24 protein-coding genes are annotated in these 21,870 nt (G+C 64.4%); 10 read left to right on the top strand and 14 right to left on the bottom strand.

The window, feature by feature from the left end:
* Positions 1–7 precede the first annotated feature (7 nt).
* Together ARTH_RS07020 and pdhA are read right to left on the bottom strand one after the other, a co-directional pair.
* Positions 8–1,018, bottom strand: a complete 1,011-nt coding sequence (locus ARTH_RS07020; RefSeq protein ID WP_011691243.1) for an alpha-ketoacid dehydrogenase subunit beta — start codon at positions 1,016–1,018, stop codon at positions 8–10.
* On the bottom strand, positions 1,018–2,196 hold the full coding sequence (pdhA, locus tag ARTH_RS07015; protein WP_011691242.1) for a pyruvate dehydrogenase (acetyl-transferring) E1 component subunit alpha: 1,179 nt from the start codon (positions 2,194–2,196) through the stop codon (positions 1,018–1,020). Before pdhA ends, ARTH_RS07020 begins: the two co-directional genes overlap by 1 nt.
* A gap of 196 nt (positions 2,197–2,392) precedes the next feature.
* On the opposite strand from pdhA, the gene ARTH_RS07010 reads away from it, so the two are divergent.
* The gene (locus ARTH_RS07010) at positions 2,393–2,866 is read left to right on the top strand and encodes an Lrp/AsnC family transcriptional regulator (protein ID WP_011691241.1); all 474 of its coding nucleotides are present in this window, start codon (positions 2,393–2,395) and stop codon (positions 2,864–2,866) included.
* 562 nt (positions 2,867–3,428) lie between these two features.
* Entirely contained in the window at positions 3,429–3,809 is a 381-nt protein-coding gene (locus ARTH_RS07005; RefSeq protein ID WP_232223602.1) for a hypothetical protein, read from the top strand.
* Between the two features lie 90 nt (positions 3,810–3,899).
* Here the strand turns inward: ARTH_RS07005 and ARTH_RS07000 are convergent, their stop codons facing one another.
* Both ARTH_RS07000 and ARTH_RS06995 read right to left on the bottom strand, forming a co-directional pair.
* The gene (locus tag ARTH_RS07000; RefSeq protein ID WP_011691239.1) at positions 3,900–5,516 is read right to left on the bottom strand and encodes a solute symporter family protein; all 1,617 of its coding nucleotides are present in this window, start codon (positions 5,514–5,516) and stop codon (positions 3,900–3,902) included.
* On the bottom strand, positions 5,513–5,893 hold the full coding sequence (locus tag ARTH_RS06995; protein WP_011691238.1) for a DUF485 domain-containing protein: 381 nt from the start codon (positions 5,891–5,893) through the stop codon (positions 5,513–5,515). Before ARTH_RS06995 ends, ARTH_RS07000 begins: the two co-directional genes overlap by 4 nt.
* 197 nt (positions 5,894–6,090) lie before the next feature.
* On the opposite strand from ARTH_RS06995, the gene ARTH_RS06990 reads away from it, so the two are divergent.
* The 4 genes from ARTH_RS06990 to ARTH_RS06975 are packed head-to-tail and all read left to right on the top strand — an operon-like array spanning position 6,091 to position 9,901.
* On the top strand, positions 6,091–7,308 hold the full coding sequence (locus ARTH_RS06990) for a sensor histidine kinase (protein WP_011691237.1): 1,218 nt from the start codon (positions 6,091–6,093) through the stop codon (positions 7,306–7,308).
* 22 nt (positions 7,309–7,330) lie between these two features.
* Positions 7,331–8,050, top strand: coding sequence for a LytR/AlgR family response regulator transcription factor (locus ARTH_RS06985; protein ID WP_011691236.1), 720 nt, complete (start codon positions 7,331–7,333; stop codon positions 8,048–8,050).
* A complete protein-coding gene (locus ARTH_RS06980; RefSeq protein WP_043429589.1) occupies positions 8,047–8,397 on the top strand; it encodes a DUF485 domain-containing protein in 351 nt (116 codons plus the stop codon). The genes ARTH_RS06985 and ARTH_RS06980 overlap by 4 nt, the downstream gene beginning before the upstream one ends.
* A gap of 7 nt (positions 8,398–8,404) precedes the next feature.
* Positions 8,405–9,901: a sodium/solute symporter gene (locus ARTH_RS06975; RefSeq protein WP_011691234.1), complete on the top strand. Its 1,497-nt coding sequence runs from the start codon at positions 8,405–8,407 to the stop codon at positions 9,899–9,901.
* A gap of 80 nt (positions 9,902–9,981) precedes the next feature.
* Here the strand turns inward: ARTH_RS06975 and ARTH_RS06970 are convergent, their stop codons facing one another.
* From ARTH_RS06970 to rpsB, 6 genes are all read right to left on the bottom strand, one after another.
* The gene (locus ARTH_RS06970) at positions 9,982–10,566 is read right to left on the bottom strand and encodes a DivIVA domain-containing protein (protein WP_011691233.1); all 585 of its coding nucleotides are present in this window, start codon (positions 10,564–10,566) and stop codon (positions 9,982–9,984) included.
* Between the two features lie 78 nt (positions 10,567–10,644).
* Complete coding sequence (locus tag ARTH_RS06965) at positions 10,645–11,565, bottom strand: phosphatidate cytidylyltransferase (RefSeq protein WP_011691232.1); 921 nt, start codon at positions 11,563–11,565, stop codon at positions 10,645–10,647.
* Positions 11,565–12,122 carry a ribosome recycling factor gene (gene frr, locus ARTH_RS06960; RefSeq protein WP_011691231.1) on the bottom strand — a complete coding sequence of 186 codons (558 nt, stop codon included), beginning with the start codon at positions 12,120–12,122 and terminating at the stop codon, positions 11,565–11,567. Before frr ends, ARTH_RS06965 begins: the two co-directional genes overlap by 1 nt.
* A gap of 111 nt (positions 12,123–12,233) precedes the next feature.
* Positions 12,234–12,971, bottom strand: a complete 738-nt coding sequence (pyrH, locus tag ARTH_RS06955; protein ID WP_011691230.1) for a UMP kinase — start codon at positions 12,969–12,971, stop codon at positions 12,234–12,236.
* Between the two features lie 148 nt (positions 12,972–13,119).
* The gene (tsf, locus tag ARTH_RS06950) at positions 13,120–13,956 is read right to left on the bottom strand and encodes a translation elongation factor Ts (protein WP_011691229.1); all 837 of its coding nucleotides are present in this window, start codon (positions 13,954–13,956) and stop codon (positions 13,120–13,122) included.
* 135 nt (positions 13,957–14,091) lie between these two features.
* Positions 14,092–14,976: a 30S ribosomal protein S2 gene (gene rpsB / locus ARTH_RS06945; protein WP_011691228.1), complete on the bottom strand. Its 885-nt coding sequence runs from the start codon at positions 14,974–14,976 to the stop codon at positions 14,092–14,094.
* A gap of 450 nt (positions 14,977–15,426) precedes the next feature.
* Between rpsB and ARTH_RS06940 the strand changes: the two genes are divergently transcribed.
* Entirely contained in the window at positions 15,427–15,945 is a 519-nt protein-coding gene (locus ARTH_RS06940) for a murein hydrolase activator EnvC family protein (protein WP_043429587.1), read from the top strand.
* A 36-nt stretch (positions 15,946–15,981) separates the two neighbouring features.
* On the opposite strand, the gene ARTH_RS06935 is transcribed toward ARTH_RS06940, so the two are convergent.
* The 4 genes from ARTH_RS06935 to ARTH_RS06920 all read right to left on the bottom strand — a co-directional run bounded on the left by ARTH_RS06935 (position 15,982) and on the right by ARTH_RS06920 (position 20,336).
* Positions 15,982–17,172, bottom strand: coding sequence for an acyl-CoA dehydrogenase family protein (locus tag ARTH_RS06935; protein WP_011691226.1), 1,191 nt, complete (start codon positions 17,170–17,172; stop codon positions 15,982–15,984).
* 644 nt (positions 17,173–17,816) lie between these two features.
* Positions 17,817–18,872, bottom strand: a complete 1,056-nt coding sequence (locus tag ARTH_RS06930; protein ID WP_011691225.1) for a phage minor head protein — start codon at positions 18,870–18,872, stop codon at positions 17,817–17,819.
* 4 nt (positions 18,873–18,876) lie between these two features.
* Complete coding sequence (locus tag ARTH_RS06925) at positions 18,877–19,353, bottom strand: DUF2617 family protein (protein WP_011691224.1); 477 nt, start codon at positions 19,351–19,353, stop codon at positions 18,877–18,879.
* The gene (locus ARTH_RS06920) at positions 19,353–20,336 is read right to left on the bottom strand and encodes a hypothetical protein (protein WP_043429584.1); all 984 of its coding nucleotides are present in this window, start codon (positions 20,334–20,336) and stop codon (positions 19,353–19,355) included. The genes ARTH_RS06925 and ARTH_RS06920 overlap by 1 nt, the downstream gene beginning before the upstream one ends.
* A 134-nt stretch (positions 20,337–20,470) precedes the next feature.
* Here ARTH_RS06920 and ARTH_RS06915 point away from each other — a divergent pair, with 134 nt between their 5' ends.
* The 3 genes from ARTH_RS06915 (at position 20,471) to ARTH_RS06905 (ending at position 21,865) form a co-directional block, all read left to right on the top strand.
* Entirely contained in the window at positions 20,471–20,995 is a 525-nt protein-coding gene (locus tag ARTH_RS06915; protein WP_011691222.1) for a hypothetical protein, read from the top strand.
* A gap of 193 nt (positions 20,996–21,188) precedes the next feature.
* On the top strand, positions 21,189–21,593 hold the full coding sequence (locus tag ARTH_RS06910; protein ID WP_011691221.1) for a hypothetical protein: 405 nt from the start codon (positions 21,189–21,191) through the stop codon (positions 21,591–21,593).
* A complete protein-coding gene (locus ARTH_RS06905; RefSeq protein ID WP_011691220.1) occupies positions 21,590–21,865 on the top strand; it encodes a helix-turn-helix domain-containing protein in 276 nt (91 codons plus the stop codon). The genes ARTH_RS06910 and ARTH_RS06905 overlap by 4 nt, the downstream gene beginning before the upstream one ends.
* Positions 21,866–21,870 lie beyond the last annotated feature (5 nt).

Below are 21,870 nucleotides of genomic sequence, written 5' to 3'. Positions count from 1 at the left end.
GCGGCGTTCATCCTTCCAGCCCGCTGAGGGAGTTGGGACGGCCCAGGGCACGGTCCACACCGTCCAGGATTCTGTCCAGGCCCGGCAGGTGGTGCATCTCAAGCTTCGAATAGGGGTACGGGACGTCGAAACCGGTGATCCGGACGGGGGCCGCTTCCAGGTGATAGAAGCAGCGTTCGGTGATGCTCGCCGCCACCTCGGCACCGAGCCCGCCCGACTGGCCGGCCTCGTGCGTGATCACCAGCCGTCCTGTCTTGCGCACCGAGGCCTCCAGGGTTGCGAAGTCCACCGGGGCCAGCGAGCGCAGGTCGATGACCTCGACGGAGACGCCTTCATCCGCGGCAGCCAGGGCGGCGTCCTTGGCGGTTTTGACCAGCGGACCGTAGGCGACGAGAGTCACGTCCTTGCCCTCGGTGACCACCCGGGCCTTTTCCATGGACAGGGCGGTGGCTGGATCGATCGACTCATCCACCTCGCCTTTGTCGTGGTAGCGGCGTTTGGGTTCGAAGTACAGTACCGGATCGTCCGAGGCAATCGCCTGCTGGATCACGGTATGGGCATCCTGCGGGTTGGACACGCTGACCACCCGCAGTCCGGACGTGTGGGTGAAGTACGCCTCAGGAGACTCTGAATGGTGCTCCGGGGAACCGATGCCGCCGCCGAAGGGGACGCGTACCGTGATGGGCATCTTGACGGCGCCCTGGGTGCGGTAGTGGAGCTTGGCCACCTGGGACACGATCTGGTCGAAGGCCGGATAGATGAACCCGTCGAACTGGATTTCCACCACCGGCCGGTAGCCGCGGTAGGCCAGGCCGACGGCAGTGCCCATGATGCCTGACTCGGCGAGCGGGGTGTCCACCACGCGGTGCTTGCCGAAGTCCTTTTGCAGGCCGTCGGTCACGCGGAAGACGCCGCCGAGCGTGCCGATGTCCTCCCCCATCAGGATGACCTTGGGGTCGTTTTCAAGGGATTTGCGGAGGCCGGAGTTGATTGCCCGGGCAAAGGTCATCTGCGTCATCAGCGAGCACCTTCTTCTGAGTTGGCGGCTGCGGGATCGCCGAAGGACGCCAGGTAACGGGAGTAGTGGTCCTCCTGGCGGTCCAGCCAGGAGTTGGGGGTGCTGTAGACGTGTTTGAAGATGTCCAGCGGCTGCGGGTCCGGCATGTTGATGCAACCGGCCCGCATGTCCCGGGCCACGGCGTCCGCTTTGGCAGCCACCCTGCCCTCAAGCTCGTCCGTCAGCAGGCCCTTGCGTTCCAGTAGGCCCCTGACCCGGGCAATCGGATCCTTGGCCGCCCAGTCTTCCAGTTCGTTGGCATCCCGGTACCGTGTGGGGTCGTCTGCAGTGGTATGCGGGCCCATCCGGTAGGTGACTGCTTCGATGAACGTGGGCCCGCCGCCGTGGCGGGCCCGTTCGAGGGCCTCACGCGTGGCCGCCATCACCGCCAGGACGTCATTTCCGTCCACCCTTATGCCGGGAATCCCGAATCCTGCCGCGCGGTCGGCGATCCTGATGTGGGACTGCAGGCGGACCGGCTCGGAAATGGCCCAGTGGTTGTTCTGGCAGAAGAAGATCACCGGTGACTGGAAGCTGGCGGCGAAGACCATCGCCTCATTGACGTCGCCTTCGCTCGTGGCGCCGTCGCCGAAGTAGGTGATGGCCACGGAGTCGGCGCCGTCATTCTGGATGCCCATGGCGTAGCCGGTCGCATGGAGCGTCTGGGCTCCGATGATGATCTGCGGCGTGGCCATGTTGATGGTGTACGGGTCCCAGCCTGCCGACGCATTCCCCCGCCACACCTTGAGGATGTCGGCCAGGTCCACGCCGCGGCAGTAGGCGACGCCGTTCTCGCGGTAGCTGGAAAACACGAAGTCATCGTCCCGGAGCGACCTCGCCGACCCTATCTGGGAGGCCTCCTGGCCCAGCAGCGGCGGCCAAAGACCGAGCTCGCCCTGGCGCTGGAGCGCCGTGGCTTCGGTGTCGATCCGCCGGATGACCACCATGTCCTCATACAGGGAACCCAGCTGCTCATCACTGACATCCCGGACCCACGCGTCGTACTGCGGATGGCTGACGCGCTCACCGCCGGGAGTGATCAGTTGAACCAGGTCTTCGCCCGCCCCGCCGTGATGTCCTGCACTGTTGTCCGGGCCACCGGCGGCGTTGCCGCCCTGACCCAACTCGTCTGTAAACACAGTTGCACGCAACCTTCATACGTCGTGTCACCGGCGCTCAAGGAACTCGTGATCCCCGTGCACGCCAGCCGCCCGGGCGCCGTTGCCCCGGATAATTGTGACCATACTCACAATGCTCATTGGGTACAACCACTGTCCAAAAAACTGAGCATTATGCCCTGTCTCAGGCCCAGCTCCCGTGCTAGCCTTGCGCATTATGCAAGCTTTGGATGGCACTGACACCCGGCTCCTTTCCGCCCTCGCGAAGGACCCGAAACGGACGGTGGTTGCCCTGGCGCAGAAGCTCGGGCTCTCCCGCAACACAGTGCAGGCCCGGATGGCCCAGCTGGAGAAAAAGCACGTCTTCCTGTCCTTTGAGCGGCGGATCAATCCGGCGGCACTGGGATATCCGCTGATGGCCTTCATCTCTGTCCACGTGCAGCAGCAGAAACTGGGCCAGCTGGCAGTGGACCTGGCCGGCATCCCGGAAATCCTGGAAGGTTACGGACTGACCGGCTCCGCGGACCTCCTGCTGCGGGTAGTGGCGCTGGACGCCGAAGACCTCTTCCGCATTAACGGCAAGATTCTGGCCTGTGAGGGAGTGGACCGGACGGATACGGCGCTGGCCATGGGAGAGCTGATCCCGTTCCGGATCCAGCCGCTGCTCGAGCGCGGCCCCGCCGAAGGCTGAGGGTTCGCTTCCGGTTGAGGGGACGCCGGGGTTATAGGCTGGGTAGAGACGAACGAATCGCGGCCGTGAACGGCCCGTGCAATCAGGCACTGGCCAGGCCGGCTGCCGGAAAGGCTTGATCTTGAGCAATCCTCAGGAACCGTCCCAGCCGGCCGAACCGGGCGACGGCGGGCGGCGCCGGCGGCAGCCTCCTGCGGTCCCGCCGCGCGGGGCCTCTCAACCAGGGGTCCCTGGACAGCCGCCGCTCCCGGCGCACGAGCCTTCAGGCCAGCAGGCACCCGCTCCGCACTACGGGTCACCCGAGCTGGGAGTTCCGGGACCGCCGCCGGTCCCCCATTACGGGGAACCGCAGTACGGGCAAACGCAGCACGGTCAGCCGCCGTACGGGCCGCCACCATCCGCGGCTCCCGGCGACGGAAACCGGCAGCTCGGGCATCCACAGTACGGAAGCGCGCCGTACGGCGCTCCTGCAGCCCCCGGACCTTACGGTGTTCCGGGCCAGCAGCCACCTGCCAGAGACCGAAAGAAACTGTGGATCATTCTGGGCATAGTCGGCGGAGTCGTGCTCCTCGCCGTGGTGGGCGTGGTGCTGCTGGTCAACCTGGTGGGCGGCGCAACCGCCAAAGCCAAGGGCCTGGCGGAGGATTTCACCCAGCTGGTCATCTCCGGGGACACCGACACCGCCTATGACGACTTCCTCGACCCCGCCCTGCAGCAGAAGCTCTCCAAGGAGGAATTCGCCGCCGGCGTCCAAAGCCTTGAACTGGACGAAACCTGCAAGCCGACGTACAACGACTTCAAGGTGAGCACCGAGAACGGCAACAACGCTGCCGACGTCGCCGGCGTCATCAGCTGCGGCAGCAAGGAAGTGGATCTGGCCTACCGCTTCGACGGCAATAAGGACATGAAGATGATCAACATCAAACTCCGTCCGAAGGCCTGATCCCCGGACAGCAAGACACACAACAGGAGCTCCCGTAATTCACGGGAGCTCCTGTTGTTTGTGTCAGCTATGCCCCGACAGAGCAGGTTGTCAGTGGTCGACTGCCTTCTCTGCGCCCACGCCGGTCAGGGAGCGGACTTCCATTTCGGCCTGCTTGGTGGTGTCTTCCAGCTTCTTGTCCAGCACCGACCCTAGCCAGCCCAGCAAGAATGCGAGCGGGATCGAGACGATGCCGGGGTTGCTGAGCGGGAAGATCGCGAAGTTGGCGCCCGGGATCATGGACGTCTTGGCCCCCGAGACAACAGGCGACAGTGCGATCAGGATGATCGCTGAGCCAAGTCCGCCGTACATGCTCCAGATGGCACCCTGGGTGGTGAACTTCCGCCAGAAAAGCGAGTACACGATGGTGGGCAGGTTCGCCGAGGCCGCCACAGCGAAGGCGAGTGCCACGAGGAACGCCACGTTCTGGCCGTTGGCGAAGATGCCGCCGGCGATAGCCAGGAGGCCGATGACCACCACGGTGCGCCGGGCGACCTTGACCTCCGTGTCGGCGTCGGCCTTCCCCTTGGCAATCACGCTGGCGTAGATGTCGTGCGCAAACGATGCCGCCGCGGTGATGGTGAGCCCGGCGACAACCGCCAGGATGGTGGCGAAGGCCACCGCAGAGATGAAGCCCAGCAGCAGCGGGCCGCCAAGGTGGAACGCCAGCAGCGGTGCGGCCGAGTTGACTCCGCCCGGGGCACCCTTGATGGTGTCAGCGCCGACCAGTGCCGCGGCACCGTAGCCCAGGACCAGGGTGAACAGGTAGAACAGGCCGATCAGCCAGATGGACCAGACCACGGACTTGCGGGCTTCCTTGGCGGTGGGAACAGTGTAGAAGCGCATCAGCACGTGGGGCAGGGCGGCGGTGCCGAGCACCAGCGCCAGGCCCAGGGACATGAAGTCCAGCTTGGAGGTTTCGGTCTTGCCGTACTGCAGGCCCGGGTTGAGCATGTTCGGGTTGCCTGACGTTTCCACCGCTCCGCCCAGCAGGTCGGAGAGGTTGAAGCCGTAGATGGCGAGGACCCAGAAGGTCATCACGGCGGCGCCGGCAATCAGCAGCATGGCCTTGATGATCTGCACCCAGGTGGTGCCCTTCATGCCGCCGATCAGTACGTACATGATCATGAGGGCGCCGACGACGATGATCACCAGGGCCTGTCCGCCCCAGTCGCTGATGCCGAGGAGCAGGGAGATCAGGCTGCCCGCCCCGGCCATCTGCGCCAGGAGGTAGAAGAAGCAGACCGCCAGGGTGGAGATGGCGGCCGCGATGCGCACCGGGCGCTGCTTGAGCCGGAAGGAGAGCACATCGGCCATGGTGAACTTGCCGGTGTTGCGGAGCAACTCGGCCACGAGCAGCAGGGCGACGAGCCAGGCGACCAGGAAGCCGATGGAGTACATAAAGCCGTCGTAGCCGTTGACGGCGATGGCGCCGGTGATCCCGAGGAACGACGCCGCGGAGAGGTAGTCTCCGGCAATGGCGGTGCCGTTCTGCGGACCGGTGAAGGAACGTCCGGCGGCGTAGTAGTCCGCCGCCGTCTTGTTGTTGCGGCTTGCCTTGATCACGATGACCATGGTGATGGCCACAAACAGGCCAAAGATGCCCATGTTCAGCAGGGTGGTGTCCTTGAGATCCGCAACGTTCACCGCGGGAACCATAAGCGTCATTTTGTTACCCCGCTGATTTTGTTGCCTGCTTTATCGAACTCGTGGCCTTCGATTTCATGGCGGATTTCCGCCGCGATGGGATCGAGCCGCCGGTTGGAGTAGCTCACGTACCAGCCGGTGATGGCGAACGTGGAAACAAACTGCAGCAGGCCCAGGATCAGCCCGATGTTGATGTTGCCCCAGACCTTGGTGGACATAAAGCCGACGGCGTAGTCGGCCAGGAGGACGTATGCGAAGTACCAGAGCAGGAACGCAACGGCCATTGGAAAGACAAAGCTGCGGTGACGCTTGCGCAGTTCCTGGAACTGCTTCGTCGATTGGACTTGCTTGAAGTCCACGGACGCCGCTGCGTCCGGAGTTGGGGCATCGTTACCCATCATTCCTCCTCATTGAGACTTGCCGTCCACACCGGCTGCCCCGTCCACCCGCAGACAGTCCCAGCCAATGTGACTGCAATCACTGTCTCCCGTGATGCGGCTTACATCCAGAGAACCGCGCCCCGGCGTCGCTCAGCGGTCCCGATGCTGCGCCAAACGGTGCCGCGCGGCTACGCCGGGCACGTTACGCTGGGCCCATGCCGGACTCCCCCCTGTTCACCGCCGCAGCCATCGCCGTGATCGCGATGGCGATCGCCGTCGTCGTCGGTGTCGGCCTCAAAGTCCTACGGTCCTTCCGGGAGCTGGGCACGGATGCCGAACGCGCCACGTACAAGACCCTGCACGCGGCCTCGAGGGCCGGCCAGCACCTGCGCACCGGGCTCAACCCCGCGGGCGCGGCCAAAGCCAGCAGGCAGCTCCGCACCATCCTGGGCTGCGATGCCCTGGCCATCACCGACACTTCCGGAGTGCTCGCCTGGGACGGCGCCGCGGAGGAATTGAAGCCATCCCTGATGGGACTGGCGGCCAAGGTGCTCGACGGCGGCCACACGGCAGTGATCCCGGCCGGGGAAATGCAGATGCTCGCCGGTGATGCGGCTTCCGGCGCGATCACGACCGACATTGAACGCGCCGTCGTCATCGCCCCCATCAAGGCCGGTGCCCGCGTGGTGGGCGTTATTGCGGCGTTCGCGCCGTCGGCTGGCGCCGGGCTGGTCCGTGCCACCGGCGAAGTGGCAGACTGGGTGGCAGCCCAGGTTGAACTCGCCGAACTCGACGCTTCCCGGACCCTCCTGATGGAGGCCGAGGTCCGTGCCCTCCGCGCCCAGATCAGCCCGCACTTCATCTACAACTCGCTCAACGCCATCGCGTCCTTTATCAACACGGACCCCGTGCGGGCCCGGGAGCTGGTGGTGGAATTCGCCGACTTCACCCGCTACTCCTTCCGTCGCCATGGCGACTTCACCACCCTGGCCGAAGAGCTCCGCTGCATCGACCGCTACCTGTTGCTGGAGCGTGCGCGCTTCGGGGACCGCGTCCAGGTGAGCCTGCGGATCGCCCCCGAGGTGCTGAGCACCGTAATTCCGTTCCTCAGCCTGCAGCCCCTGGTTGAAAATGCCGTCCGGCACGGCCTGGAGGCCAAGGAGGGTCCTGGCCACATCACCATTTCGGCGAACGATTCCGGCGCCTTCGCGGAGGTCACAATAGAGGACGACGGCGTGGGGATGGATCCCGAACAGCTGCGGTCCATGCTGGCCGGGCACAGCGACAGTGACCACGTGGGGCTGCGGAACGTGGATGCCCGGCTCCGCCAGGTCTACGGCGAAGACAACGGCCTGGTCATCGAAACGGCACCCGGGGAGGGGACCCTGATCACCATGCGTGTTCCCAAGTCCCAGCCCGGCCACGACGCCTGAACCGCGGCAGTACTCTAGAACCATGATTAACGTCCTCGTCGCTGACGACGAGCTGCCCGCCGTCGAGGAACTCGCTTTCCTGCTCGGCCGGGACGGTCGGATCGGTACCATCCATCGGGCATCGTCCGGCGCAGAGGCCCTGCGCGTGCTCGACGCCGAGGCCGTGGATGCGGTGTTCCTGGACATCCACATGCCAGCTCTGTCCGGCCTTGATATCGCGCGGGCCATCTCACGAAGCAGCAACCCCCCGGCGGTTGTCTTCGTGACCGCGGACGAAGAGTGCGCGCTGGAAGCCTTCGAGCTCGCCGCCGTGGACTACCTGCTGAAGCCAGTGCGCGCCGAGCGACTTGCCAGGTCGGTGGGCCGCATCAGTGAACTCATGAAGGACGGAGCCGCGACACCGGAAATGATCACGGTGGACCTCGGCGGCACCACCCGGATGATCCGGCGCGACGACGTCACGTACGTCCAGGCCCAGGGCGATTACGCCAGGCTCCACACGGCCGATGCCAGCTACCTCATCCGCGTGCCCCTGGCCGATCTCGAGCAGCAGTGGGCCGAGGCCGGATTCATCCGCACGCATCGGTCCTACCTCATCGCCCTCAACCATGTCAGCCACATGAAGCTCGCTGCGGCCCGTCCCACCGTCACCGTGGCCGGGGCTGAGCTGCCCATCAGCCGCCGCCACCTGCCGTCTGTCCGGGAGAAACTCGAAACCACCCGGATCCGGCCGCAGGCATGACCCGGGTCAGGGTGACGGCCCCGCGGTCAGCCGCAAAGCCGGTGAGGGATTCGCGCGAAGCCGCCGAAGAGTCCGATGTGGGCCAGGTATTCGTCCGGTCCCTGATCCGTTCCCAGCTGCGTCTGGCACTTGTCGTGGCGGCGGGCTTCCTGCTGATCCTGCTGGCTTTTCCGCTCCTGCTGGGACTGGTTCCCGGTTTGGCGGAAGCGAAGATCGCGGGAATCCCGTTTGGCTGGCTCCTCCTCGGGGCCGGGATCTACCCCGTGATCGGACTCAGCGCGTGGCTGTACATCCGGACGGCCGCCCGTAACGAGGCCCGCTACCGGGACCTGGCGGAGGGCGCGTGAGGCGGCCGTGAACCCGGTGGTCGGCATTGCGGCCTTCGTGGCGGTTTCCGTGGCCACCGCCGTCATCGGGTTCTACGGGTTGCGGATTTCACGGACCACAGGCGACTTCTACGTGGCATCCCGGACGGTCCGCCCCTGGTGGAACGCTTCCGCGATTGGCGGCGAGTACCTTTCGGCCGCCAGTTTCCTGGGCGTGGCAGGACTGGTCCTGCTCTCCGGGACCGATGCCCTCTGGTTTCCCATCGGCTACACGGCGGGGTACCTGATGCTGCTGCTCTTCGTTGCCGCGCCGCTGCGCCGCTCGGGCGCCTATACGATTCCGGATTTCACGGAGGTGCGCCTGGACTCCCGGCCCGTCCGCCGGGTCACCAGCCTGGTGGTTGTGGTGGTGGGCTGGCTTTACATTGTGCCGCAGCTGCACGGCGCCGCCCTGACGATCCGCATCACCACAGGGCTGCCGTCCTGGGTGGGGTCCGTGGCGGTGGTCGTTGTGGTGTGCGTGACCGTAGTGGCGGGTGGCATGCGCTCCATCACCTTTGTACAGGCGTTCCAGTACTGGCTGAAGCTGACAGCCATGGCGGTGCCCCTTGTCTTCATAGCCCTGGTACTGGCCGGCAACGGGGTCCCTTCGGTGGCCGAAGCCAATACCAACCCCACCGGCCTGGCACCGACAGGACCGTACCAGAACATCTCACTGCTCGTGGCGCTGCTCTTTGGAACGCTGGGGCTGCCACACGTGCTGGTGCGGTTTTACACCAACCCGGACGGGCAGACGGCCCGCCGCACCACGCTGATCGTGCTGGGACTGCTGTCTGTCTTCTATCTCTTTCCCACTGCCTACGGGCTGATCGGGCGGATGTTCGCCCCGGGCCTAGCGCAGGGCGGCAGGTCGGATGCGCTGGTCCTGCTCCTGCCGGGCCGGCTGATCGGCGGCCCTGCTGGCGAGCTGCTCTCGGCGCTGGTGGTGGCGGGGGCATTTGCCGCCTTCCTGTCCACCACGTCGGGGCTGGTGGTGTCCCTGGCGGGCGTCATCAGCCAGGACGTACTGGGCGGAAGCGTGCGTGGCTTCCGGCTGGCCGCACTGATCTCGGCCACAGTTCCGCTGGGCTTCGCGTTTATGACGGACTCCCTGGCCTTGGCCGGCAGCGTGGGCCTCGTGTTCGCGTTTACGGCTTCAACGATTTGTCCCGCGCTGCTGCTGGGAATCTGGTGGCGGGGCCTCACGGATGCCGGAGCCATCGCAGGGATGGTGACCGGCGGGGTCCTGTGCGGCGGCGCCCTGGTTGCTGGTGCCTTGTCCGGTCCGGCCGCATCGGGTGCCGCGATGCCGCAGTGGCTGGCACAGCCGGCGGCCTGGACGGTGCCGGCCGCCTTCGCCGTGATGTTAGTGGTGTCCCGTGCCACGAAGGACCGGGTGCCGAGGACGCTCACGAAGGTCATGACCAGGCTGCACACGCCGGAACGTCCGCTGGCCACCGAACGACAGGGAGCCGCCGAGCGCTAGGGGAGCCGCCGAGCGCTAGTTAACCGCCGAGCGCTAGGGGAGCTGCCGGACGCCAGGGAACCGCCGAAGGGCCGGGAACATCAGTCGATGGCCGCCATGAGCTCGACGACACGGTCCAGGAAGGCGTCCACCTGGGTTTCCTCGTAGCCATCCTTGCCCTTGGCCTGGCGGAAGACGGCGCGGCGGACATTGTCGACGCTGAGCGGTTGGTCGTGTTCAAGGTAGCCGATGAGGTCGTGGCACAGGTTGTCAACGTCCACGGAGTTGTAGCTCCGGACCCGGCCGCCGGCCGGCCGGCGGAACCGTTCGCCGTCTGGGCGGTGGAGTCTCCCCCGCAGGAGACCGGACAGCTTGCCGATTTCGCGGAGCCAGGCGTCCTCGCCGCGGGCTTCGATGAGCTCATCGCGCTCGCGCCGCGCGAAGGCGTCTTCCAGTCGGTCCAGGGCGGCGTCGACCCCGGCCGCGGCATAGCCGCCTTTGACCGGATCGAAGCAGACCGCCCGGACATCGGCGCTCCTGATGACCTGTGCGGCGGCCCCCGGATTCTCGAACGAAACCCGTGCGCGCTGGAGGAACTGGTCCACCTGCTTGGCGTTGTAGCCGTATTCGTTCCGCTGCACGCGGTCAAAAGACGCAGGTATCTGCCGTTGAATGTCCACTGTCACTTTGCTTCCTTCAGTGCTGTTCAGCTGTTTTGCTCCGCACCAGTCTAAGGTGCCGGGTTGTTTGCGGGCAGGACGCCTTTAGGCGCCGGAGACAGCCGTGAACAGGATAAACGCCGCCGGTGAGGCGAACACGATTGAGTCCAGGCGGTCCATGACGCCGCCATGACCAGGCAGGATGCTGCTCATGTCCTTGATGCCGAGTTCACGTTTGACCATCGATTCGGAGAGATCGCCGATGGTTGACGCCGCCACCATGCCCACGGCGAGAACGACACCCACCCACCACGGCTTATCCAGCAGGAACAGGCATGCCAGGACACCCACGGCGATGGCCCCGCCGATGGAGCCCGCGAACCCTTCCCACGATTTCTTCGGACTGATCTTGGGCGCCATGGGATGCTTTCCGAAGGACGCTCCCACCAGATAGCCGAAAGTATCGTTGGACACGACCAGCAGGAGCATGGTGGCGATCTGCCAGGCGCCGTGCGGAATCACGCCTCCGGGCCAGAAGCCCACCGGCGTCACGCTCCCCACGCCGTGCAGCGGCAGGATCGCGAAGCTGATGAAGAACGGCACCCAGGCCAGCGTGAACACCCCGGCGAAGATGCTCCGGGCGGACCCGGCGGCGCTCTCGATGGTCCGCCATAAGAGCACCGCCACGCTGCTGGCCAGCAGTGCGAACAGCAGGCTTTCCAGTCCGCCGAAGTAAGCAGCCAGCGGCATGCCGACCGTGCCTATCATCACCGGGACTATGGGCAGGCGGGTGCCGCTCACCTCCAGCGCCCGGAAGATCTCCCAGACGCCGAACACCGCGAACGTGGTGGTGACCAGGACAAACCCGAGCGGCAGGAACAGGAGACCCCCCAATACGGCGAAAAGCATCGCGAGGCCCACCACCGTGGCGGCAGGAAGGTTCCTTCCGGCCTTGGGTGTTGGGTTGGAGCGTTGCTTCCCCCGGACCCGGACCCTGGGTCCGGGTGCCTGCTGTGCCTGATCCATCAGACCTCGAGCAGCTCGGCTTCCTTGCGCTTGAGCAGATCGTCAATGCCATCAACGTGTGCCTTGGTGAGGGCGTCGAGTTCCTTCTCGCCGCGCGCTCCCTCGTCCTCGCCCGCTTCGCCGTCCTTGACCAGCTTGTCCAGGGTTTCCTTTGCCTTGCGGCGGATGTTCCGGATGGACACCTTGGCGTCCTCGCCCTTTGCCTTGACGATCTTGACGTATTCCTTGCGGCGTTCCTTGGTCAGCTCCGGAATGGTGATCCGGATGACGTTACCGTCGTTGGACGGGTTGGCGCCCACCTCGGAATCGCTGAGGGCCCGCTCGATGTCACGCAGGGCCGTCTTGTCGAACGGAGTGATCAGGATGGTGCGGGCGTCGGGAACGGCGAACGATGCCAGCTGCTGCAGCGGGGTGGGCGAACCGTAATAGTCCACCAGCACCCGGTTGTAGAGTCCCGGAGTGGCACGGCCGGTACGGATTGACGCGAAGTCTTCCTTGGCTACCTCGACTGCCTTGTCCATCTTGTCCCCGGCTTCGAGCAAGGTCTCTTCGATCACGGTCTCTCCTCAGAAATTGGTGCATTCCGGCTGGCCGGAGAAATGCACGGTTCGTTCCGTCTTTGCGGCCCGCCCTGCGGGCCGGCCTTCCTCAAATCATCCTAGCCGTTGCTAGGGGGTGACCACGGTGCCCAGCTGCTCTCCACGGATCGCCCGGGTCACGTTGCCTTCGCCTTCCATGCCGAAAACCACCATGGTGAGGTTGTTGTCCTTACACATGGTCATGGCAGTCTGGTCCATGACGCGGATGTCGCGCCGCAGTGCCTCGTCGTAGCTGAGGTGGTCGAGCTTCTCGGCTTCAGGGTCCTTCTTCGGGTCTGCGGTGTAGACGCCATCCACGCCGCTCTTGGCCATCAGTACGACGTCGGCGTGCACTTCCAGTGCCCGTTGGGCAGCCACGGTGTCAGTGGAGAAGTACGGCAGTCCGGCTCCTGCGCCGAAGATCACGACGCGGCCCTTTTCCATGTGGCGGATGGCCCGGCGCGGGATGTACGCCTCAGCGACCTGGCCCATGGTGATGGCGCTCTGAACGCGGGTCTCCACTCCCGCCTGTTCCAGGAAATCCTGGAGCGCGAGGCAGTTCATCACGGTCCCCAGCATGCCCATGTAGTCGGCACGGGAACGGTCCATGCCGCTCTGGGAGAGTTCCGCGCCGCGGAAGAAGTTGCCGCCGCCCACGACGATCGCAACCTCGACGTCGGGAACTGCTGCGGCAATCTGCTTGGCGACTCCACGGACTGTGTCCGGGTCAACGCCCAGCTTTCCGCCGCCGAAGACCTCGCCGGAGAGTTTCAGGAGGACGCGACGCCGGCTCTTCTCTGACTGGACAGAATTGTTGACGGTTTCCATGGTGCCTTCCCGTAAATGAGCTCTGAGCTAGGTTATCGTGCCGGATGGCCAAAGGTGTCATTTCCCAGGGCCTGATGTGCAGCCCGGAAGGCTGCGGTTGCATGCAAAAGGGGCGGCCACCGAAGTGACCACCCCTTTGCGTGCCTAACTAGGAACCGACGCGGAAACGCGCGAATGCGGTGCCCTTGACGCCAGCCTCTTCGAGGACCTGCGCCACAGACTTCTTGGCATCCTTGGCGAATGCCTGGTCAACCAGCACCTCACCCTTGTAGAAGCCCGTCACGCGGCCTTCCACAATCTTGGTCATGGCTGCCTCGGGCTTGCCCTCGGCCTTGGCCGTCTCCTCGGCGATACGGCGCTCGGACTCAACCAGGTCAGCCGGAACGTCTTCGCGGGTCAGGTAGTTCGGAGCCATGGCGGCGATGTGGACGGCGACGTCGTGTGCTGCGGTGGCAGCTGCTTCGCCTTCGCCGTCAACAGCGAACAGGACGCCAACCTGGGCCGGGAGGTCCTTGGAGGTCTTGTGCAGGTAGGCGTCAACCGTGCCGCCCTCGAGGCGGGAAATACGGCGGACAACAACCTTTTCGCCCAGGATTGCGCCCTCTTCGACGACAACCTCGGACAGCGGCTTGCCGTCAACTTCGGTGGCCAGCAGGGTTTCGATGTCGGCTGCACCGGACTCGACTGCGACGGCCAGGACCTTGTCGGCCAGCTGGATGAACTTGTCAGCCTTGGCCACGAAGTCGGTCTCGCAGTTAACTTCGATCATCACGCCAACGCCGCCGGCGACCTTGGCAGCTACCAGGCCTTCAGCGGTGGAGCGGCCTTCACGCTTGGTAGCGCCCTTCAGGCCCTTGATGCGGATGATTTCGATGGCCTTCTCGGCGTCACCGTTGGCTTCGTCAAGAGCCTTCTTGACATCCATCATGCCGGCGCCAGTGCGCTCACGCAGAGCCTTGATATCAGCGGCAGTGTAGTTCGCCATGTGAACCCCTCTGTCTAGAAATTTTGTGTGGTGTACGGACTGACAGGACGGCAGCTCACCGAGTGAGCGGCCATCCTGTCAGAAACCCCCGGCACTGCGGACAGTGCCGGGGATGGTCCAGATTTACTTGTCTGCCTACTTGGCAGCGTCAGCTTCGCCGGCTGCAGACTCGGTTGCCTCGGCAGCTGCCGGGGCTTCCTCTGCGGCGGCGGGAGCTTCTTCTGCAGCAGCCGGAGCAGCAGCTTCTTCAGACTTGCTGCCTTCGAGGAGCTCGCGCTCCCACTCGGCCAGCGGCTCTTCCGGAGCTTCCGTGGTGCCGGTAGCGCGCTGGTTACGGGCGATCAGGCCCTCGGCAACAGCGTCAGCAACAACGCGGGTCAGCAGGTTGACGGAGCGGATGGCGTCGTCGTTGCCCGGGATCGGGAAGTCGACTTCGTCCGGATCGCAGTTGGTGTCCAGGATGGCAACAACCGGGATGTTCAGCTTCTTGGCCTCGTCGACTGCGAGGTGCTCCTTCTTGGTGTCCACAATCCAGAGCACGGACGGTGCCTTGGTCAGGTTGCGGATACCGCCGAGGTTGGTCTCGAGCTTGGTGAGTTCACGGCGAAGGAGCAGCAGTTCCTTCTTGGTGTAGGCAGAGCCGGCGACGTCGTCGAAGTCGATCTCTTCGAGTTCCTTCATGCGCTGGATGCGCTTGGAGACCGTCTGGAAGTTGGTCAGCATACCGCCGAGCCAACGCTGGTTGACGTACGGCTGGCCAACGCGGGTGGCCTGCTCAGCGATGGATTCCTGAGCCTGCTTCTTGGTGCCGACGAAGAGAACGGTGCCGCCGTGTGCAACGGTGGCCTTAACGAACTCGTAGGCACGGTCGATGTAGGACAGCGACTGCTGCAGGTCAATGATGTAGATGCCGTTGCGCTCCGTGAAGATGAAGCGCTTCATCTTCGGGTTCCAACGACGGGTCTGGTGTCCAAAGTGGACGCCGCTGTCAAGCAGCTGGCGCATAGTTACGACGGGCATGCCGACGCTCCTTCCGGCAGGTCATTCATGAGAGAGCCCATGGCCCTCTTACCCTGCCAATAGTTGACGGTTGATTAGCTTCGCCCAGGCGGGCGTTGCTCCTGGCATCCATTGCACTTCTCATCAGTTCCGTTGCCGGTCCTGACCGCAAGAGGCGCAATCCTCCACAGCCTGAAGCCGGGGCTTCGGAACGGGAGGGCTGGATACGCGTAGTCAGCCACTGCTCCCCCACACCTCTGAATGAGACGTGCTGACTAGAACGTCCGGAAGGACCAGGCGACCAAGAGGTGGCATGAACCGCCGGCCGGGCATCGTTGAGGGCACAGCAAACTGCTCCGTCAAGTGTACTACAGCGGCCCCACCGGATCGGACCATTTTCGGCCTGCCCGTTTGTCCACATAGCGCTGCCGGCACCTTCCGCCGCGGGCCCAAGGATTGCAGGCTGAGGTGATGAAAGTCCGAGCCATCCCGGCCGCCATCCTGCTCTCCGTTTCAGTCATCGCGCCGGCCTCCGGCGCAGTCGGCACGCCGGGTGCGGTCACTGCGCCCGGCAGCTGGTCCTGGCCCCTGTCGCCCAGGCCGGCAGTAGTACGCGCCTTCGATCCCCCGGACAAGCCGTGGATGAGCGGGCACCGCGGGGTGGACCTGCGGACAGCGGCCGACGGCGCCCCGGTCACCGCTCCGGAGTCCGGAACCGTCAGCTTCGCGGGCTTCGTGGTGGACCGGCCCGTGATCACCATCGATCACGGCAATGGCCTGCGCAGCAGCTTCGAGCCGGTCGAAAGCAGCCTCACGACCGGGGCTGCGGTGTCACGAGGGGATGTCATCGGCACGGCGGTGACCAGCCATTGCGGGTCACTGCCGTGCGTGCACTGGGGCGTGCGCCGCGGCGAGGAGTACATCAATCCGCTGTCCTTGGTGACAGACCTGCGGCCCTCCATCCTGCTTCCCGTCGGTGGACGGGGTTGAGGGTGAAGGGCCGCAACGGCAAAGGATCCAGGCCGGCTAGACGATGGCCGAAATCCCGGTGATAGCCCGCCCCGTCACCAGGGTGTTGATCTCGTGGGTGCCTTCATAGGAGTAGATCGCCTCGGCATCAGAGAAGATCTTCGCCATCTCGAAGTCCGTGACAATGCCGTTGCCGCCGAGGAGGCTACGGCCGATGGCTACGCTTTCGCGCATCCTGGCCGTAGTGAAGGCCTTGGCCAGGGCGGACTGCTCATCCTTCGCCTCGCCGGCGTCTTCAAGCTGGGACAAGCGGACCATCATGCCCATCGAGCTTACGGCGTTGCCAAGAATCTGGACGAGCTGGTTCTGGACGAGCTGGAAGGACGCGATGGGCCTGCCGAACTGGCTGCGTTCGACGGCGTACCGCCGGGCAACGTCGAAGGCTGCCAGCTGCTGGCCGACGGCCTGCCAGGCGACGGCGAGACGGGTCACCTTCAGGACCTTGTTGGTGTCCCGGAAACTGTTGGCATTGGCGAGCTTGAAGAAGTCCGGCACCACGACATTGTCGAGCGTGATGTCGGCATTCTGGACGGTACGCAGCGAGATCTTGTTTTCAATCTTGGTGGCGCTGTAACCCTCGGTTTTCGTGTCAACCAGGAAGCCCTTGACCTGGTTGTCGGCTTCGTCACGGGCGTAGATGACCACCCAGTCGGAGAAAGTGGCATTGCCGATCCAGCGCTTGGCACCGTTGAGGATCCAGCTGTCACCCTTTCGGCGGGCCGTGGTGCGGGTGCCGCCGGCAACGTCGGAACCGCCCAGCGGTTCGGTCAGGCCGAAAGCGCCGATCCTTTTCAGCGAGTAGATGTCCGGCAACCACGCCTCCTGCTGTTCCTGCGAGGCGAGGGCTTCAATGGAGCCCGTGAACAAGCCGTCGTGGACGCCAAGGAAGGTGGCGATGGAGGCGTCCGCACGCGTGGCTTCGGCATGCAGGATGCCGGCAAAGAGGTTGGAGTACCCCTGGCGCCGGACGGGGCTGACCAGGTCGATCTCGGCCAGCTTCGGGATCAGGTCCATAGGAAACTCGGCGCGGTTCCAGCAATCAACCGCGATGGGCTTGACCTCACGATCCAGGAAATCCCGGACCTCGGCGAGCCGGTCCCTCTCCTTGCCGCTGAGCAGCTGCTCGAACGCGAAGAAGTCGCCGTCGGCGTACGGCAGGTTATTGATGTCGATTGCAGCTTTGGACATGGTGTTCCTTCACGTGTGATCAGCAGCGACCAAAAGACGCGGGCGTCGCCACGGCGGGTTATGTTACTGATGAGTAACATACCGCAGCCAGGGTGGGCGGGCAAGCGGGCACATGGCCTTGCCGGCCCGGGCAGCAAACGCAAAAGAGCCGTGGCCGATGTCTGAACATCGGCCACGGCTCCCTGTTTGGGGCCAATCGGCATACGCGCCCGGCTCCGCAGGCGGGTCTGTAACTTCTTGTAGGGCTACTCGGACTTGAACCGAGGACCTTAGGATTAGCAATTCCCGGTTTTCGTCAGTGTTCGGTGGACGGCGTCATGGTCTAGATTCCACTGGAATCATACAATCCTGTGCATTTTCGCGTTCATCGCAGATCGTCCTGATTCCTCGTTTCCGGTGGGTAAGCGGTGGGCCAACGAAGGCTGCCAGCCACCGCCCGACGCTTGGTCTATTGACAGGTCCCTAGACTGATTGTGTGACGCTTGACGACCGGAACGACACAGCTGGCGCCGCCGGGGAATGCCCGGGCCACTCGTGGAAGGTGCATGGCATCTACCTGCGCGGCACCGGGGCGTCTATCTCTGTGGAGTGCAAGTGGTGTGGGGCTGTTCAGTATGAGCCGTCGTTGAGCGACGGGACGTAGCTTAGGCGGCCTTGCGGAGTAGGTCCTTCAAGGTCGTGGCGGTGTGCGAGTCCCGCCAGCCGTCGGTCTGCTTGACCGTGGAAAGGTCCGCCCAGGAGATCTTCCCGGCGTTCAGGAGTTCCAGCCGGCCGGGGCCCATGATGGCCAGCTGTGAGTCTGCGGTGAGGTTGTTGAACCAGTCCTGAGAGCCCGGTGTCAGCGACGCCGGTTCCTCGATGCCCGTGAACCCGAGCTCGGCCCATGACTTGGTCACTGAGACTCTCGCGCACCTACCTTGGTGGTGGTCGTTGGGCCCAGATTCCGTGAGCGAATGCCGTGTGCCGTGCTGCGCCAGACACGACGGGCAGGTGCGGGCGTCCAGGGCCGCGTGCCACTCCCATTCTTCGAGGATCTTGGTGTTCGTTTTCTCGGACGCCTGCGTCGCCGCCCTATGCGCGTCCAGCGTCTCGGTGCGGGAGATAACAAGGGCCCGGGTGAGGCCGCCGTTGAACCGCTGCTCCGTTTGGGCCATGATCCGGGAGGCTGTCCGCCTGGGGTTGTCCCCGACGGCGATCCCGCGGATCAGTGCCCGCTTCATGACCCGCTCCGTGTCCGCGGCGAGCGGGAGTGTGGCGGAGTGGATCTGTGCCGTGGTGCGCTCCACGATGGCCGCCAAAGCATCAGGGGACATGCGGGTGAAGGAGACGCCGACGGACGCCGCGTTGGGCGGTAGCTGTGAAGTGACCAGGGCCGCGTGCCCGTCGACTGCGTCGAGGACAGCCTGAGCGACGTCGCCGGCCACGGTTACTTCGGCAACGGTAGCCAGCTGGTCAAGCATGCCCCGCGACGCCTGTAGTGCGTCTCGCAACCTGATGCTCTTAGCGACCTGGCCGCGGGACAGGACGCCACCAGATGCCCCAGCCATCAGTTCGATCAGGGCGACCTCGAAGTCTGGCACCAGCGCGTCCCACGCTTCCACCCATGCCCTTGTGAGGGCAACGGTCTGGGCGTCGGTCATGACGGTAAGTTGAGCGCGGAGGCGGTCAACGATGCGGAGGGTTTCCGGTGTAATAGCCATTGCCTTAGCTTTCTGCCCTTCGGTTCAAGGTGCTGTGTGTCGTGACGATCTGGAGGGTTTGGGGGTAGACGTGCCAAGTGGTCCACGAGGCGCTGCCCTCAGTGACTTCGGCAGTCATCCCGGTTAGCGCCAGGGGGTCGCCTTGGAAGGCCACGAGCAAGCCGTGCGGGTGACGGCCGATGTCCTCCGTCAGTGCTGCGACCTCAGTGGCGAGGTGCCCGGCTGCCAAGGTGTCTACCCGTGCCGTGAATGTGTAGCCCGGTTCCGTGGCAGCTGGTGGGAGGTGTGGCGCCTGTCCGGGCTGGCAGGCCAGCGTCTCCATCCAGTTGCCCACGCGGACTTGGTGGGACGCTCCCAGGACGCGGAGCTCTACCGATCCGACTGCCTTTGTCGCCAGTGCTGGCAGTTCGCCGGCGGCCGTGGTGTAGGTGAGGTCCGCCGGCGAAGTGTCCACGAAAGGCGCTGATGTCGTGTGGTGCATTATCGCTTGGCCGCGGCGGTCAGCGCGGGGATGTGCTTGGGCTGAAATACGATCTGAGTGACGGGCCCGGAGCTGCTGACTTCCACGCCGGAAAAGGCTGAGGCCGCCCGGGTGAAGGCGTCGGCCGCGGGGCCGTTGCTGTAGCGGATGTGGGCGGCTCGGGAGCGGATCATGGAGGAATAGTTCATCTTCCCGATGGGTGCACGCACGAGCGTTGCAGTGCGTTCTGGCCAGAGTTTTTCCAGTGCGTCGGCCATGTTGATGCAGCTATCCATGGTTTGAATACCGGCCGCGGACATGCTGCTCAGGAGTCCGTGGAGTTCCTCGTCAGCGTCTACGGCCATCCCCTCTGCGGTGAGGAAGGGCCGGGCCTTGTGCGCCGTGGTGTGGTTGGTGCACACCGGGCATTCGCAGAGTGAGCCAATAACGGATTCAATGGCCAGGAGGATCGCGGCGGCGCCTTCGGTGTTCACCGCCCACTCGAATGACGTCGTGTCGATCCGTTCCATGGGGTCGATGACGTCTGACTCGTCAGGCTTCACAGCAAAGCGAACGGGCGGCTCCATCATGCCTTTCAGCCGCTTACTCAAAACAAGGAACGCGTGTTTTGAGAGCCCTGCCGGACGTGCCTTGATGTATGTGGCGTGGTTCGGGTAGCTCTCCGCGAGACGCATTTCCCGTCGTATCAGTGCGACGCTGCCAGCGCATTCACGCCTGGCGCCGATGTCGGCAGGCTTCTGGTAGCCCATGTCCAGGGATTCCTGCGGTACCGGGTGGTAGTCGGCGTCCGTGAGATGGCACCCAAAGAATTTTCCCTCGACGGCGATGGAACGCCACAAGCGCGTGAACTCGGTCTGCGAGTACTGGTCGTTGAAGTGCGGGCGGTCGATGTTGCTCTTACGAAATGGGCATTCAGAGCACGACTGGCCGGCGGCCTTGATCCGGGGCAAGGTATCTACGTGGCAGGTTTTGGAATCAGTCATGGTCTCAGTTTGAAGAGCGCCGCCTGGTGGGCGCTTCCCCATTTCCGCTGACGGAAGTGTCCCGGATATCTGGTGTAGCCATATACTCAGGCCATCGGCCCGGCTGAGGTGCTGATGGAACTCTGGGGGAAGAATTGAACAGGTCACTCGTACTGCCCGCCGTCCTTGCAGCCGCTCTGGCGCTGTCTGCGTGCGGATCGGGTGCAGCCGCCACCGGAACGGCGTCTACAAGCACCGCACCCACGCCGACACCTACCCCCACACCGACAGCGACCGTTTCCCAATACGCCAGCATTATTGCGGAGCACGAACAGGGCTGGAGGGACTACGAGGACAAGATCACCGACTGCGCCTTCGCCAGCATAGGCACCAAGCCAATCGACAAAGTGACCCGGCTTACCTGCAGTATGACGGTTCAGACGGCGACCATTACGGCCAAGACTGCGGCCAAAAACTTGCGGGCACTGCCGAAAGCTCCGGCAGAAATCGCTTCACTCCTCGACCGGACACTGAGGGTGCTGGATCCGCTGGCCGACAACAATGCAGTGAAGGTCTGCAGCGACGCTGAGAGTCAGGCGTGCGACGATGCAATAACCAAGGCCAACGGGGACGTGCGCTTCGTAACAAGCGTGCTGGATGCCTGGAAGCCGTATCTCTAGGCAGGCGCGGGAGATCGCCTGGAGGTGTCCTTATAATAGTCCATTCTGAGGTCACCGAGCTGGAGTACCGCCGGCAACTGCGGTCAAAATAGATGCGCAGCGGCAGCCCCTCCTCGAGCATCCACCGCTTACCCACCTTTTATTCTGAGTCTTGGAGAAATCCGCGACCGCACTCGACTCCCAGAGGATTACTATGGCCGGCCTGACCAAACAGCAAAAGCAACTACTTCTTGCCAACGGCTTACTGGCCGGACTGGCAGAGTTGGGTGTCGAGGAACTGGACTCCTCTAACATGGCCTTTGAGTTCCCGTTTATGCATGCTTGGCGCCGTTGGGCCCACAGCCAGAACTCCGCCGTTGTACCCAAGATCGAATATGGGAGCACCAGCCAGCCACGGGACATCCTGCACCGGGTGACGAGCTCCACGTCCCCGTTCAAGGACTTTGAGCGCAACGGGGTCACGAGCGCACCTCACGGCTTGACGCCTCGGGAGTTCCTCGAGATCCACTGCGACCAGCTTCCGGCCGACGCATGGGTGGAATTGGCCAGTCTCTTCCTGGCCGCTCAGGCGGAATACGCCCGCAAACCGTCGCAATGAGCCTGGACCCACTGGCTCTTTACACAGCTGATGAGGCAGCGGCGAGGCTCAAGCAGGTGCCGGCCGCCACGATTCGCCGTCTGGCTAAGCAGGGGCGCATCGAGTACGTCAAAGGGGCACGCGGGAAGGTACTCCTGACGGAAGCCCAGATCCTGGCCCTCGTGGACCACCTGACACAGCCCACGCGGCCCCAGATCCGTGAACCGGCACTGCCGGATGGAATTGACTCCCTGACCTCCAGCCTTTCCCGCTCAAGGGCCGGACACCACTGAAGCTC

The sequence above is a fragment of the Arthrobacter sp. FB24 genome, from assembly GCF_000196235.1.
Lineage (GTDB): Bacteria > Actinomycetota > Actinomycetes > Actinomycetales > Micrococcaceae > Arthrobacter.
The sequence above is the reverse complement of the archived record's forward strand: the minus strand, read 5'-3'. Positions and strand labels throughout refer to the sequence as shown.